Consider the following 12,963-nt stretch of genomic DNA (forward strand, 5'->3'; position numbering starts at 1 on the left):
GCGAGACAGGTGACAATCCGCCTGCGGCAAAGTTAAGGGATATCTCATGCGTACAGAATATTGCGGACAGCTACGTCTGTCCCACGAGGGGCAGCAGGTGACTCTGTGTGGTTGGGTCAACCGTCGTCGTGATCTTGGTAGCCTGATCTTTATCGATATGCGCGACCGCGAAGGTATCGTGCAGGTATTTTTCGATCCGGACCGTGCGGACGCGTTAAAGCTGGCCTCCGAACTGCGTAATGAGTTCTGCATCCAGGTTACGGGCACCGTGCGTGCGCGTGACGCGAAAAACGTCAACGCCGATATGGCGACGGGCGAAATTGAAGTACTGGCCTCCGATCTGACCATCATCAACCGTTCAGACTCGCTGCCGCTTGACTCAAACCACGTCAACACCGAAGAAGCGCGCCTGAAGTATCGCTATTTGGATCTGCGTCGTCCTGAAATGGCGCAACGCCTGAAAACGCGTGCCAAAATTACCAGCCTGGTGCGTCGTTTTATGGACGACCACGGCTTCCTCGACATCGAAACGCCGATGCTGACCAAAGCGACGCCGGAAGGCGCACGCGATTACCTGGTACCTTCTCGCGTACATAAAGGTAAGTTTTACGCGCTGCCGCAGTCTCCTCAGCTGTTTAAACAGCTGCTGATGATGTCGGGTTTTGACCGCTATTATCAGATCGTAAAATGCTTCCGTGATGAAGACTTACGTGCTGACCGTCAGCCTGAATTTACCCAGATCGACGTTGAGACTTCCTTCATGACCGCACCGCAGGTGCGTGAAGTGATGGAAGCGCTGGTACGCAATCTGTGGCTGGAAGTTAAAGGTGTGGATCTGGGTGATTTCCCGATCATGACTTTTGCCGAAGCCGAGCGTCGTTACGGTTCCGATAAACCAGACCTGCGTAACCCGATGGAGCTGGTTGACGTTGCCGATCTGGTTAAAGGCGTTGAGTTCGCGGTGTTCTCTGGTCCGGCGAACGATCCGAAAGGCCGCGTGGCTGCCCTGCGTGTACCGGGCGGTGCTGCACTGAGCCGTAAGCAAATTGACGATTACGGTAACTTTATCAAGATTTACGGCGCGAAAGGTCTGGCTTACATCAAAGTCACCGAGCGTGCGAAAGGCCTGGAAGGTATCACCAGCCCGGTTGCTAAGTTCCTGAACGCAGAAATCGTGGAAGCGATTCTGGCGCGTACCGGTGCGCAAGACGGCGACATGATTTTCTTCGGTGCCGACAACAAGAAAGTCGTTGCCGACGCGATGGGTGCGCTGCGTCTGAAACTGGGTAAAGACCTGAGCATTACTGACGAAGCCAAATGGGCGCCACTTTGGGTTATCGACTTCCCGATGTTTGAAGACGATGGTGAAGGCGGCCTGACCGCAATGCACCACCCGTTCACCGCGCCGAAAGATATGACTGCCGCTGAGCTGAAAGCTGCGCCGGAAGAGGCGGTTGCCAACGCGTACGATATGGTCATCAACGGCTATGAAGTGGGCGGTGGTTCCGTGCGTATTCACAACGGTGATATGCAGCAGACCGTATTCGGTATTCTGGGCATTAACGAGCAAGAGCAGCGCGAGAAATTCGGCTTCCTGCTGGATGCGCTAAAATACGGTACACCGCCGCATGCGGGCCTGGCGTTTGGTCTGGATCGTCTGACTATGCTGCTGACCGGTACTGACAACATTCGTGACGTTATTGCTTTCCCGAAAACCACGGCTGCAGCGTGTCTGATGACTGAAGCGCCGAGCTTTGCCAACGAAGCAGCGCTGGCGGAACTGAGTATTCAGGTTGTTAAGAAGGCCGAGAATAACTGATATGACATACAAACAGCCTGTCTCGGTGTTAGTCGTGATTTATGCAAAGGACACCGGGAGAGTGCTGATGTTACAGCGACGCGACGATCCTGATTTCTGGCAGTCGGTCACCGGCAGCCTTGAAGAGGGTGAAACCGCGTCGCAAGCCGCGATGCGCGAAGTAAAGGAAGAGGTCGCCATTGATGTTGCGTCTGAGCAACTGACCTTAATTGACTGTCAGCGCACGGTGGAGTTCGAGATTTTTAGCCATTTACGTCATCGCTATGCGCCGGGAGTTGAGCGTAATACTGAATCCTGGTTTTGCCTGGCACTTCCCTCAGAACGAGAGATCGTGTTCACCGAACATCTGACCTATCGTTGGGTTAATGCGGCTGAAGCCGCTCAGTTAACCAAGTCGTGGAGTAACCGGCAGGCGATTGAAGAGTTTGTAATTAACGTCGCCTGAAAAGGCGCGCTTTTTGGAGATATTATTTATGGCAGGTCATAGTAAATGGGCCAACACCAGACACCGTAAAGCAGCGCAGGATGCTAAACGCGGTAAAATTTTCACCAAAATCATTCGTGAGCTGGTGACGGCGGCTAAACTCGGCGGCGGCGATCCGGATGCTAACCCGCGTCTGCGTGCAGCGGTTGATAAAGCGCTGGCTAACAACATGACCCGTGACACCCTGAACCGTGCAATCGCGCGCGGCGTGGGCGGTGATGAAGATTCCAACATGGAAACCATCATCTATGAAGGTTACGGTCCTGGCGGTACAGCCGTTATGATTGAATGTCTGTCTGACAACCGTAACCGTACCGTTGCGGAAGTGCGTCACGCATTCACGAAAACGGGCGGTAACCTCGGTACTGACGGTTCCGTAGCTTACCTGTTCAGCAAAAAAGGCGTGATCTCCTTTGAACAAGGCGACGAAGACGCCATCATGGAAGCTGCGCTGGAAGCAGGCGCTGAAGACGTTGTGACCTTCGACGACGGCGCGATTGATGTTTACACCGCGTGGGAAGAGATGGGCAAAGTGCGTGATGCGCTGGAAGCGGCAGGTCTGAAAGCGGACGCGGCTGAAGTGTCGATGATTCCATCCACCAAAGCGGATATGGACGCAGAAACAGCGCCGAAGCTGATGCGTCTGATCGATATGCTGGAAGACTGCGACGACGTGCAGGAAGTTTACCACAACGGTGAAATCTCTGACGAGGTGGCAGCGACCTTAGAATGAGGTGGCTGTGCCGTAACCTGACTGGAGGTGCGTGATGTCTATTATTCTCGGCATTGACCCGGGGTCGCGCATCACCGGTTATGGCGTAATCCGTCAGGTCGGCAGACAGCTGACCTACCTCGGCAGCGGTTGTATTCGTACCAAAGTCGACGATCTTCCGTCCCGTCTGAAGTTGATTTATGCGGGCGTGACGGAAATCATCACCCAGTTTCAACCGGACTATTTTGCCATTGAGCAGGTCTTTATGGCGAAGAACGCCGACTCGGCGCTAAAGCTGGGGCAGGCGCGCGGCGTGGCAATCGTTGCGGCGACCAATCAGGATCTTCCGGTCTTTGAATACGCGGCCCGCCAGGTAAAACAGACCGTGGTGGGTATCGGTAGCGCGGAAAAAAGCCAGGTTCAGCATATGGTGCGCACGCTGCTAAAACTTCCGGCAAACCCGCAGGCAGATGCCGCGGATGCGCTGGCGATTGCCATTACCCACTGTCACGTCAGCCAGAACGCCATGCAAATGAGCGAGTCGAGGCTGAATCTGGCGCGAGGTCGGTTACGTTAGTGACAAATGAGGCTGGATATCTATCCAGCCTTTTTTTATGATAGCGCATTACCTTTTAGCCCTTAACGCAGGAGCGTCATGTGATAGGCAGACTCAGAGGCATCATTCTTGAAAAACAACCCCCGCTGGTTCTTCTGGAGACGGGCGGGGTAGGCTATGAAGTGCATATGCCGATGACCTGTTTCTACGAGTTGCCGGAAGCCGGGCAGGAAGCGATTATCTTCACCCATTTTGTGGTGCGTGAAGACGCTCAGTTGTTGTATGGCTTTAACAACAAGCAAGAACGTACGCTGTTTAAAGAGTTAATTAAAACCAACGGCGTGGGGCCGAAGCTGGCGCTGGCAATCCTCTCTGGTATGTCTGCACAGCAGTTCGTTAATGCCGTTGAGCGTGAAGAACTTGGCGCGCTGGTGAAATTACCGGGCATTGGTAAGAAAACCGCAGAACGTTTGATTGTTGAAATGAAAGACCGCTTTAAAGGTCTGCATGGCGACCTCTTTACCCCGGCAGCGGATCTGGTCCTGACCTCTCCGGCTAGTCCGACAACGGACGACGCCGAGCAGGAAGCGGTTGCTGCGCTGGTGGCGTTGGGCTATAAACCACAGGAAGCCAGCCGCATGGTGAGTAAGATTGCCCGCCCTGATGCCAGCAGTGAAACCCTGATTCGTGAAGCGCTTCGCGCGGCATTGTGAGGTAAAGGATGATTGAAGCAGATCGCCTGATTTCGGCTGTCAGCACTACCCCTGAAGATTTGGTGGATCGTGCGATCCGTCCTAAATTACTGGAAGAGTATATTGGCCAGCCTCAGGTACGTTCGCAGATGGAGATTTTTATCCAGGCGGCGAAGCTGCGCGGTGACGCTCTCGATCACCTGCTGATTTTCGGTCCTCCAGGTCTGGGTAAAACCACGCTTGCCAATATTGTGGCCAATGAAATGGGCGTTAATCTGCGCACCACTTCCGGTCCGGTACTGGAAAAAGCGGGCGATCTGGCGGCAATGCTGACCAACCTTGAACCCCACGATGTGCTGTTTATCGATGAAATCCATCGCCTGTCACCGGTGGTGGAAGAGGTGCTGTATCCGGCGATGGAGGATTATCAGCTGGATATCATGATTGGCGAAGGGCCGGCTGCACGTTCGATCAAGATCGATCTGCCACCGTTTACGCTCATTGGGGCGACCACGCGTGCCGGGTCGTTAACCTCTCCGCTGCGTGACCGCTTCGGTATTGTGCAGCGCCTGGAGTTCTATCAGGTGGCTGACCTGCAGCATATTGTTGGGCGCAGCGCACGCTATATGGGGCTGGAAATGAGCGATGAAGGCGCGCTGGAAGTGGCGCGTCGGGCCCGCGGTACGCCGCGTATTGCCAACCGTTTGTTACGCCGGGTACGCGATTTCGCCGAAGTGAAGCATGACGGCACAATTTCAGCAGACATCGCCGCTCAGGCACTGGATATGCTCAATGTGGATGCGGAAGGATTCGATTATATGGACCGTAAGCTACTACTGGCGGTTATCGATAAATTCTTCGGCGGACCGGTTGGCCTGGATAACCTGGCGGCGGCGATTGGGGAAGAGCGTGAAACCATTGAGGACGTGCTGGAGCCGTATCTGATTCAGCAAGGTTTTTTGCAGCGTACGCCGCGCGGAAGAATGGCAACGGTGCGCGCATGGAACCATTTTGGCATTACGCCGCCAGAGATGCCTTAGTGCCTGATGTCGCTACGCTCATCAGGCCTGGGCGATTTTGTATGCCCGGTAAGCGCAGCGCCACCGGGCAACCCACGTTTAGCTTGCCTGCTTTTTCATCATGCTGAAGATAAACAACAGCGCAGCACACAGCACTACGGAAGGACCTGCCGGGGTGTCATAGAAGGCCGAGAAGGTCAGTCCGCCTGTAACCGCTATCATTCCCACACCAACGGCAACCCCTGCCATTTGCTCCGGCGTACGGGCAAAGCGGCGGGCGGTCGCCGCGGGGATGATCAGCAGCGAGGTGATGATCAGCGCCCCGACAAACTTCATCGCCACGCCAATAGTTAACGCCGTAACCAGCATCAGCAGTAGCTTGACGCGTTGCAGTTTCACGCCATCGACAAATGCCAGATCCGGGCTGATGGTCATCGACAGCAGGTTGCGCCACTGCCAGAACAAAATCGCCAGAACGATAACCACGCCAATGGCGATAGAGATAAGATCTTCTGGCGTCACGGCGAGCAAATCACCAAACAGGTAGGCCATCAGATCCACACGGATGTTAGACATCAGGCTAACGACAACCAACCCCAATGACAGCGCACTGTGGGCCATAATGCCCAGTAAGGTATCGATCGCGAGGTGAGGGCGCTTCTCCAGCCATACCAGACCGCCAGCCAGCAACAAAGTGACGGCGATGACCGCATAGAAGGGGTTTACATCCAACAGCAGGCCGAAGGCGACGCCCAGCAGCGAAGCGTGAGCCAGCGTATCACCGAAGTAAGACATTCGACGCCAGACCACAAACGAGCCGAGTGGGCCAGCGGCACAGGCCAGCATGATCCCGGCTAACCAACCGGGTAATAACAATTCAATCATGAGTGACCATTTCCCCGGCGTAAGACGATACGACCCTGTAAATCGTGGCGGTGATTATGATTATGACGGTAAATTCCGAGTTGTTCGGCACCGCGTTGCCCGAACATTGAGATGAATTCCGGGTGCATGGAAACCACTTCCGGCGCGCCAGAACAACAAATATGATGGTTCAGACACAGTACTTCATCGGTTTTTGCCATCACCAGATGCAGGTCATGGGAAACCATCAGTACGGCGCAATCCAGTTCACGTCGCAACTGGTCGATAAGATCGTACAGTGCAACCTGCCCATTGACATCCACACCCTGGGTTGGCTCATCAAGTACCAGTAGCTGAGGTTTATTCAATAAAGCACGGGCCAACAGCACGCGTTGCGTTTCTCCGCCGGAGAGTTTTTGCATCGGCGCATTCATCAGATGTCCGGCCTGAACGCGTTTCAGTGCCGGGAGGATATCCTCTTTTTTGGTGCCGGGACGTAAACGCATAAACCGGCTTACCGTCAGCGGAAGCGTAGTATCGAGGTACAGTTTTTGCGGCACATAGCCGATCCGCAATTGACCATTACGCTTGATAACTCCCTCATCAGCCGCTACCAGGCCTAATACAACGCGCACCAGCGTAGATTTCCCGGCACCGTTTGGGCCGAGTAGCGTTAATATTTTACCGGGTCGAAGTTCAAGCGAAACGTCAGAGAGGACGCGGCGTTGACCATAAGAGACCGAGACATTTTCCAGTGAAACCAAAGTCGTCATATCAATTTTAGTCTTGCAGAAGTTATAGAATGTTATAATATCACATTTCTTACATTCATTACGATGATTGGTCGCATTATGTTACATAAAAATACGCTTCTTTTCGCAGCATTATCCGCTGCTCTTTGGGGTAGTGCAACACAGGCAGCAAATGCCGCTGTCGTTGCTTCTCTTAAGCCGCTGGGGTTTATTGCTTCAGCCATTGCTGACGGGGTCACTGACACCCAGGTTCTGCTGCCCGACGGGGCTTCCGAACACGATTACTCATTGCGTCCTTCAGACGTAAAACGCTTACAGGGCGCGGACTTAGTCGTTTGGATCGGACCTGAGATGGAAGCGTTTATGGAAAAATCAGTCAAGAATATTCCTAACGCGAAACAGGTAACGATTGCGCAGCTCAATGACGTGAAACCGTTACTCATGAAAGGTGCGGATGACGACGACGACGATCATGGACACAATGATGCTGGCAGTGAAAAAAGTGACGAGCATCACCATCACGGCGATTACAACATGCATCTTTGGCTTTCCCCAGAGATAGCGCGGGCCTCAGCGGTTGCAATCCATGAAAAATTAGTGGAACTTATGCCGCAAAGTCGAGCCAAACTTGACGCCAACCTGAAGGATTTTGAGGCACAATTAGCCGCAACCGATAAGCAGGTAGGTAACGAGCTCGCACCGCTCAAGGGAAAAGGTTATTTCGTTTTTCATGACGCCTATGGCTACTACGAGAAACACTACGGACTAACACCGCTTGGTCACTTTACCGTGAACCCTGAGATTCAACCTGGTGCGCAGCGTTTACATGAAATAAGAACACAGTTGGTTGAGCAAAAAGCAACCTGCGTTTTTGCTGAGCCACAGTTCAGGCCAGCGGTCGTTGAAGCCGTCGCGAGAGGGACATCCGTTCGAATGGGAACGTTGGATCCGCTCGGTACGAATATCAAACTGGGTAAAACAAGCTATTCAGCGTTTTTAAACCAATTAGCCAACCAGTATGCGAGCTGCCTGAAAGGAGATTAATGAGGAAGTGAATACGTGCAACAGATAGCCCGCTCTGTCGCTCTGGCATTTAATAATCTGCCGCGACCCCATCGCGTTATGTTGGGGTCGCTTACCGTACTGACATTGGCCGTCGCCGTCTGGCGGCCTTATGTTTACCATCCCGATTCCGCACCTATCGTTAAAACTATCGAGCTGGAAAAAAGCGAGATTCGTTCACTGTTGCCAGAGGCCAGCGAACCTATCGATCAGGCCGCTCAGGAAGACGAAGCTATCCCACAGGATGAACTGGATGACAAAACGTCTGGTGAGGCTGGCGTGCATGAATATGTCGTCTCCACGGGCGATACGCTGAGCAGTATTCTCAATCAGTACGGCATCGATATGGGCGATATCAGCCAGCTCGCTGCTTCCGATAAGGAACTGCGTAACCTGAAAATTGGTCAGCAACTTTCCTGGACGTTAAGCGCGGAAGGTGACCTGCAGCGCCTGACCTGGGAAGTGTCTCGCCGTGAAACCCGTACTTACGATCGCACCGCGACGGGTTTCAAGATGAGCAGCGAAATGCAGCAGGGCGATTGGGTTAACAGCCGAATCAAAGGCACCGTGGGCGGAAGCTTCGTCGCCAGCGCCAAAGAAGCCGGACTCACCAGCTCTGAAATCAGCGCGGTGATTAAGGCCATGCAGTGGCAGATGGATTTCCGCAAACTGAAGAAGGGCGATGAGTTCTCGGTGCTGATGTCTCGCGAAATGCTGGACGGCAAGCGTGAGCAAAGCCAACTGCTGGGCGTACGTTTGCGCTCTGAGGGCAAAGACTATTACGCCATCCGTGCTGAAGATGGTAAGTTCTATGACCGTAACGGTACCGGGCTGGCGAAAGGCTTTATGCGTTTCCCGACGGCGAAGCAGTTCCGTATCTCCTCAAACTTTAATCCGCGTCGCCTGAACCCGGTGACCGGACGCGTTGCGCCGCACAAAGGTGTCGACTTTGCGATGCCGCAAGGCACGCCGGTGTTGTCGGTGGGGGATGGCGAAGTAGTGGTAGCGAAGCGCAGCGGCGCAGCCGGATACTATGTTGCGGTACGTCATGGTCGCACCTACACCACGCGTTATATGCACCTGCGTAAGCTGTTGGTCAAACCAGGACAAAAAGTGAAACGTGGCGATCGTATCGCGCTTTCAGGCAATACCGGTCGTTCAACGGGGCCGCATTTACATTACGAAGTATGGATCAACCAGCAGGCTGTTAACCCTCTGACGGCGAAACTGCCGCGCACAGAAGGTCTGACCGGCTCGGATCGCACCGATTACCTGGCGCAGGTGAAAGAAGTTATGCCTCAGCTACGTTTTGATTAATTAGTACACTGATAAAGCCGGTACGCTATGCGTGCCGGCTTTTTTATTTTGTACGGCGCATCGTGCGCCGCTACACTATCAGCAGATCTACTTTTCGCCGCACCAGACACTGGAAGAGCATGGAAACGAAAAAAAAGAATATTGAGTATATCCCTGAGTTTGATAAATCATTTCGCTATCCGCGCTACTGGGGCGCCTGGCTGGGCGTGGCGGCGATAGCAGGGATTGCGTTAACGCCGGCATCATTTCGCGATCCTGTTCTGGCAAAGCTCGGACGCCTGGCCGGACGATTGGGCAAAAGCTCACGTCGCAGAGCGCTGATCAATTTATCCCTGTGTTTTCCTGAACGTAGCGAAGCTGAGCGCGAAGCCATTGTCGATGACATGTTTGCGACTGCGCCTCAGGCAATGGTGATGATGGCGGAACTCGCCATACGTGGTCCGGAAAAAATTCAGAACCGGGTTGACTGGCAGGGTCTGGAAATCATCGAAGAGATGCGTCGCAACGATGAAAAAGTGATTTTTCTCGTTCCTCATGGCTGGGGCGTAGATATCCCGGCGATGTTGATGGCTTCCCAGGGACAGAAAATGGCAGCGATGTTCCACAATCAGGGGAACCCGGTATTCGATTATGTGTGGAACACGGTGCGCCGTCGTTTCGGTGGTCGATTACATGCGCGTAATGACGGCATCAAACCGTTTATTCAGTCTGTCCGTCAGGGATATTGGGGATACTACCTGCCGGATCAGGACCATGGTCCTGAGCACAGTGAGTTTGTCGATTTTTTTGCTACCTATAAAGCAACGTTACCGGCGATAGGTCGTCTGATGAAGGTCTGTCACGCCCGCGTGGTACCGCTGTTCCCGGTCTATGATGGGAAAACGCACCGTCTGACGATTCAGGTCCGTCCTCCGATGGATGACATCCTGACGGCGGATGACCACACCATTGCCAGACGAATGAACGAAGAGGTGGAAATCTTTGTGACGCCGCACCTTGAGCAATACACCTGGATTCTGAAACTGCTTAAGACGCGTAAGCCTGGTGAAATTGAGCCCTATAAGCGTAAAGATCTCTATCCGAAGAAATAAAAAAAAGCCTCTCAAACGAGAGGCTTTTTTACATCAAACGTTGGCGTTACTCGACGGTCAGAATACGCGTGGTGTTGGTTGAGCCAACGGTGCTCATCACATCGCCCTGGGTCACAATCACCAGGTCGCCGGAAACCAGATAGCCTTTATCTCGCAGCAGGTTCACTGCTTCATTGGCGGCAACGACGCCATCTGTTTCGCTGTCAAAGTGAACCGGGGTGACGCCGCGATACAGAGAGGTCAGATTCAGCGTACGTTCATGACGAGACATCGCGAAAATTGGCAGGCCGGAACTGATACGAGACGTCATCAGCGCAGTACGACCGGACTCTGTCATTGCGATGATAGCGGTCACTCCTTTCAGGTGGTTAGCGGCATACATCGCTGACATGGCAATCGCTTCTTCAACGTTATCAAACTGCACGTCAAGGCGGTGTTTAGAAACGTTGATGCTCGGGATTTTCTCGGCGCCCAGACAGACGCGCGCCATGGCCGAGACGGTTTCCGCCGGGTACTGACCTGCTGCTGTTTCTGCAGAGAGCATGACGGCATCGGTACCGTCGAGAACGGCGTTAGCCACGTCCATCACTTCCGCACGGGTTGGCATTGGGTTGGTGATCATCGATTCCATCATCTGCGTAGCGGTAATAACCGCACGGTTCAGCTGACGTGCGCGACGAATCAACGCTTTCTGAATACCTACCAGCTCAGGATCGCCAATTTCAACGCCCAGGTCGCCACGTGCGACCATCACCACGTCGGAAGCCAGAATGATGTCATCCATCGCATTCTGGTCGCAGACGGCTTCAGCACGCTCTACCTTGGCGACAATTTTCGCATCGCAACCTGCGTCGCGCGCCAGACGGCGGGCATAGTTCAGGTCTTCGCCGCAGCGCGGGAAGGAGACGGCCAGATAGTCAACGCTGATTTGCGCAGCGGTGATGATGTCAGCTTTGTCTTTTTCGGTCAGGGCTTCAGCAGAGAGACCGCCGCCCAGTTTGTTTATGCCTTTATTGTTAGACAGCGGGCCACCGACGGTGACTTCGGTGAAGACCTTCATACCCTGAACTTCCAGCACTTTAAGCTGTACGCGACCATCATCGAGCAGCAGGATATCGCCTGGCACGACGTCAGCAGGGAGACCTTTATAATCAATACCGACTTTTTCTTTGTCGCCTTCGCCTTTACCGAGATTGGCGTCTAACAGGAACTTGTCGCCAACGTTAAGAAATACTTTACCTTCTTTAAAGGTAGATACGCGGATTTTAGGTCCCTGCAGGTCACCCAAAATAGCGACATGACGTCCCAGTTTTGCGGCAATTTCACGGACCTTATCCGCCCGCAGTTTGTGATCTTCTGGAGAGCCGTGAGAAAAGTTCATACGTACGACGTTTGCACCCGCGGCGATAATCTTTTCAAGGTTGTTATCGCGGTCAGTTGCCGGGCCTAACGTGGTTACGATTTTGGTTCTGCGAAGCCTTCTGGACATGTAATACTCCGTTGACTGAAACAACTTGGTGTTGCGTGAACATTAATCCGGCCGTTCTCAAACATTAACGGTAAATGAACGACCCGGATGATAAAAGGGTAGAACATTGTTATTGCTTTTAGCGGTCATCACTCTTGATGAGTAATTCTTTATCAAAACGCGATTCCTTGAGCGCTTCCTTGACACGCTTCAAGTTATCTCTAAATTTTGCCCCACGGCGCAAAGTAAATCCTGTAGCCAGCACATCTATCACGGTCAGTTGAGCAAGTCGAGAGACCATGGGCATATAAATGTCAGTATCTTCCGGTACATCAAGGGTAATTGCCAGCGTTGCTTCACGCGCCAGTGGCGTGCCGGGAGAGGTGAGGGCGATAACCATGGCGTCGTTTTCCCGCGCCAACTGCGCCAGTTCAACCAGGCTTTTGGTCCTTCCAGTATGGGAAATAAGCACAATGACGTCGTCGTCGCTACAATTCATACAACTCATGCGTTGCAGAACAATATCGTCGGAATAGATGACCGGTACGTTAAAGCGGAAAAATTTATTCATCGCGTCATGCGCTACCGCGGCCGAAGAACCCAGGCCAAAGAAAGCAATTTTCTTCGCCTGGGTTAATAAATCTACCGCCCGGTTTACCGCCGCGTTATCCAGCGACTGGCGAACGTGATCGAGGCTTGCCATCGCTGATTCGAAGATTTTCCCTGTGTAAGATTCAACGCTGTCATCCTCATCCACATTACGATTAACATAAGGGGTGCCATTTGCCAGACTTTGCGCCAAATGCAGTTTAAAATCAGGAAAGCCACGGGTATCCATGCTGCGACAGAAACGGTTCACCGTCGGCTCGCTGACGTTGGCTTCTACAGCTAGTGCGGCGATGCTTGAATGGATTGCTCGCTCGGGAGAGACAAGAATAATGTCAGCGACTTTACGCTCTGACTTGCTCAACTGTTCCAGTTTTAACTGGATTTTTTCCAGCATATTCATGATGTAGGTAGACTCATGGGTCATGGGCAAAAACGATTTCAGCGATATGGGGAAACCGAGGCTTGATTCAGTGTATAGATAGTACCCCCGCTGATGCAGCAACGGGGCAAAATGGACA

13 protein-coding genes are annotated in these 12,963 nt (G+C 53.1%); 9 read left to right on the forward strand and 4 right to left on the reverse strand.

Annotated elements, in window-relative coordinates:
• Nucleotides 1-46: 46 nt before the first annotated feature.
• The 6 genes from aspS to ruvB all read left to right on the forward strand — a co-directional run bounded on the left by aspS (nt 47) and on the right by ruvB (nt 5,303).
• The gene (aspS, locus tag OGV80_RS24065) at nt 47-1,819 is read left to right on the forward strand and encodes an aspartate--tRNA ligase (RefSeq protein ID WP_043016729.1); all 1,773 of its coding nucleotides are present in this window, start codon (nt 47-49) and stop codon (nt 1,817-1,819) included.
• A gap of 1 nt (nt 1,820) precedes the next feature.
• A complete protein-coding gene (gene nudB / locus OGV80_RS24070; protein WP_043016728.1) occupies nt 1,821-2,264 on the forward strand; it encodes a dihydroneopterin triphosphate diphosphatase in 444 nt (147 codons plus the stop codon).
• Between the two features lie 28 nt (nt 2,265-2,292).
• On the forward strand, nt 2,293-3,036 hold the full coding sequence (locus tag OGV80_RS24075) for a YebC/PmpR family DNA-binding transcriptional regulator (RefSeq protein ID WP_003833836.1): 744 nt from the start codon (nt 2,293-2,295) through the stop codon (nt 3,034-3,036).
• Nucleotides 3,037-3,070: 34 nt separating this feature from the next.
• Complete coding sequence (gene ruvC, locus OGV80_RS24080) at nt 3,071-3,592, forward strand: crossover junction endodeoxyribonuclease RuvC (protein WP_003034867.1); 522 nt, start codon at nt 3,071-3,073, stop codon at nt 3,590-3,592.
• Nucleotides 3,593-3,672: 80 nt separating this feature from the next.
• Nucleotides 3,673-4,284 (forward strand): Holliday junction branch migration protein RuvA, encoded by a 612-nt coding sequence (gene ruvA / locus OGV80_RS24085; protein WP_043016727.1) that lies wholly within the window; start codon nt 3,673-3,675, stop codon nt 4,282-4,284.
• Between the two features lie 8 nt (nt 4,285-4,292).
• On the forward strand, nt 4,293-5,303 hold the full coding sequence (gene ruvB / locus OGV80_RS24090; protein WP_043016726.1) for a Holliday junction branch migration DNA helicase RuvB: 1,011 nt from the start codon (nt 4,293-4,295) through the stop codon (nt 5,301-5,303).
• A 78-nt stretch (nt 5,304-5,381) separates the two neighbouring features.
• Here the strand turns inward: ruvB and znuB are convergent, their stop codons facing one another.
• Both znuB and znuC read right to left on the reverse strand, forming a co-directional pair.
• Nucleotides 5,382-6,167 carry a zinc ABC transporter permease subunit ZnuB gene (znuB, locus tag OGV80_RS24095; RefSeq protein ID WP_003034874.1) on the reverse strand — a complete coding sequence of 262 codons (786 nt, stop codon included), beginning with the start codon at nt 6,165-6,167 and terminating at the stop codon, nt 5,382-5,384.
• A complete protein-coding gene (gene znuC / locus OGV80_RS24100) occupies nt 6,164-6,919 on the reverse strand; it encodes a zinc ABC transporter ATP-binding protein ZnuC (RefSeq protein WP_003034877.1) in 756 nt (251 codons plus the stop codon). Before znuC ends, znuB begins: the two co-directional genes overlap by 4 nt.
• A gap of 78 nt (nt 6,920-6,997) precedes the next feature.
• On the opposite strand from znuC, the gene znuA reads away from it, so the two are divergent.
• The 3 genes from znuA to lpxM all read left to right on the forward strand — a co-directional run bounded on the left by znuA (nt 6,998) and on the right by lpxM (nt 10,368).
• Nucleotides 6,998-7,942 carry a zinc ABC transporter substrate-binding protein ZnuA gene (gene znuA / locus OGV80_RS24105; protein ID WP_043017940.1) on the forward strand — a complete coding sequence of 315 codons (945 nt, stop codon included), beginning with the start codon at nt 6,998-7,000 and terminating at the stop codon, nt 7,940-7,942.
• Between the two features lie 15 nt (nt 7,943-7,957).
• On the forward strand, nt 7,958-9,277 hold the full coding sequence (gene mepM / locus OGV80_RS24110) for a murein DD-endopeptidase MepM (protein WP_003833825.1): 1,320 nt from the start codon (nt 7,958-7,960) through the stop codon (nt 9,275-9,277).
• A 119-nt stretch (nt 9,278-9,396) separates the two neighbouring features.
• Nucleotides 9,397-10,368 (forward strand): lauroyl-Kdo(2)-lipid IV(A) myristoyltransferase, encoded by a 972-nt coding sequence (gene lpxM / locus OGV80_RS24115; protein WP_043016697.1) that lies wholly within the window; start codon nt 9,397-9,399, stop codon nt 10,366-10,368.
• Between the two features lie 46 nt (nt 10,369-10,414).
• Here the strand turns inward: lpxM and pyk are convergent, their stop codons facing one another.
• Together pyk and OGV80_RS24125 are read right to left on the reverse strand one after the other, a co-directional pair.
• Nucleotides 10,415-11,857, reverse strand: coding sequence for a pyruvate kinase (gene pyk, locus OGV80_RS24120; protein ID WP_087051719.1), 1,443 nt, complete (start codon nt 11,855-11,857; stop codon nt 10,415-10,417).
• 118 nt (nt 11,858-11,975) lie between these two features.
• Nucleotides 11,976-12,845 (reverse strand): MurR/RpiR family transcriptional regulator, encoded by an 870-nt coding sequence (locus OGV80_RS24125; RefSeq protein WP_043017934.1) that lies wholly within the window; start codon nt 12,843-12,845, stop codon nt 11,976-11,978.
• Between the last annotated feature and the right edge of the window lie 118 nt (nt 12,846-12,963).

This window comes from Citrobacter sp. Ce119 (genome assembly GCF_030334525.1).
GTDB classification, from domain to species: Bacteria; Pseudomonadota; Gammaproteobacteria; order Enterobacterales; family Enterobacteriaceae; genus Citrobacter; species Citrobacter europaeus.

Bases quoted from the DNA above. Each gene is read 5' to 3' on its own strand.
- lpxM (WP_043016697.1), top strand. From the start codon at position 9,397: ATGGAAACGAAAAAAAAGAATATTGAGTATATCCCTGAGTTTGATAAA.
- znuA (WP_043017940.1), top strand. From the start codon at position 6,998: ATGTTACATAAAAATACGCTTCTTTTCGCAGCATTATCCGCTGCTCTT.
- nudB (WP_043016728.1), top strand. From the start codon at position 1,821: ATGACATACAAACAGCCTGTCTCGGTGTTAGTCGTGATTTATGCAAAG.
- aspS (WP_043016729.1), top strand. From the start codon at position 47: ATGCGTACAGAATATTGCGGACAGCTACGTCTGTCCCACGAGGGGCAG.
- ruvC (WP_003034867.1), top strand. From the start codon at position 3,071: ATGTCTATTATTCTCGGCATTGACCCGGGGTCGCGCATCACCGGTTAT.
- ruvB (WP_043016726.1), top strand. From the start codon at position 4,293: ATGATTGAAGCAGATCGCCTGATTTCGGCTGTCAGCACTACCCCTGAA.
- OGV80_RS24125 (WP_043017934.1), bottom strand. From the start codon at position 12,845: ATGAATATGCTGGAAAAAATCCAGTTAAAACTGGAACAGTTGAGCAAG.
- znuC (WP_003034877.1), bottom strand. From the start codon at position 6,919: ATGACGACTTTGGTTTCACTGGAAAATGTCTCGGTCTCTTATGGTCAA.
- OGV80_RS24075 (WP_003833836.1), top strand. From the start codon at position 2,293: ATGGCAGGTCATAGTAAATGGGCCAACACCAGACACCGTAAAGCAGCG.
- znuB (WP_003034874.1), bottom strand. From the start codon at position 6,167: ATGATTGAATTGTTATTACCCGGTTGGTTAGCCGGGATCATGCTGGCC.
- pyk (WP_087051719.1), bottom strand. From the start codon at position 11,857: ATGTCCAGAAGGCTTCGCAGAACCAAAATCGTAACCACGTTAGGCCCG.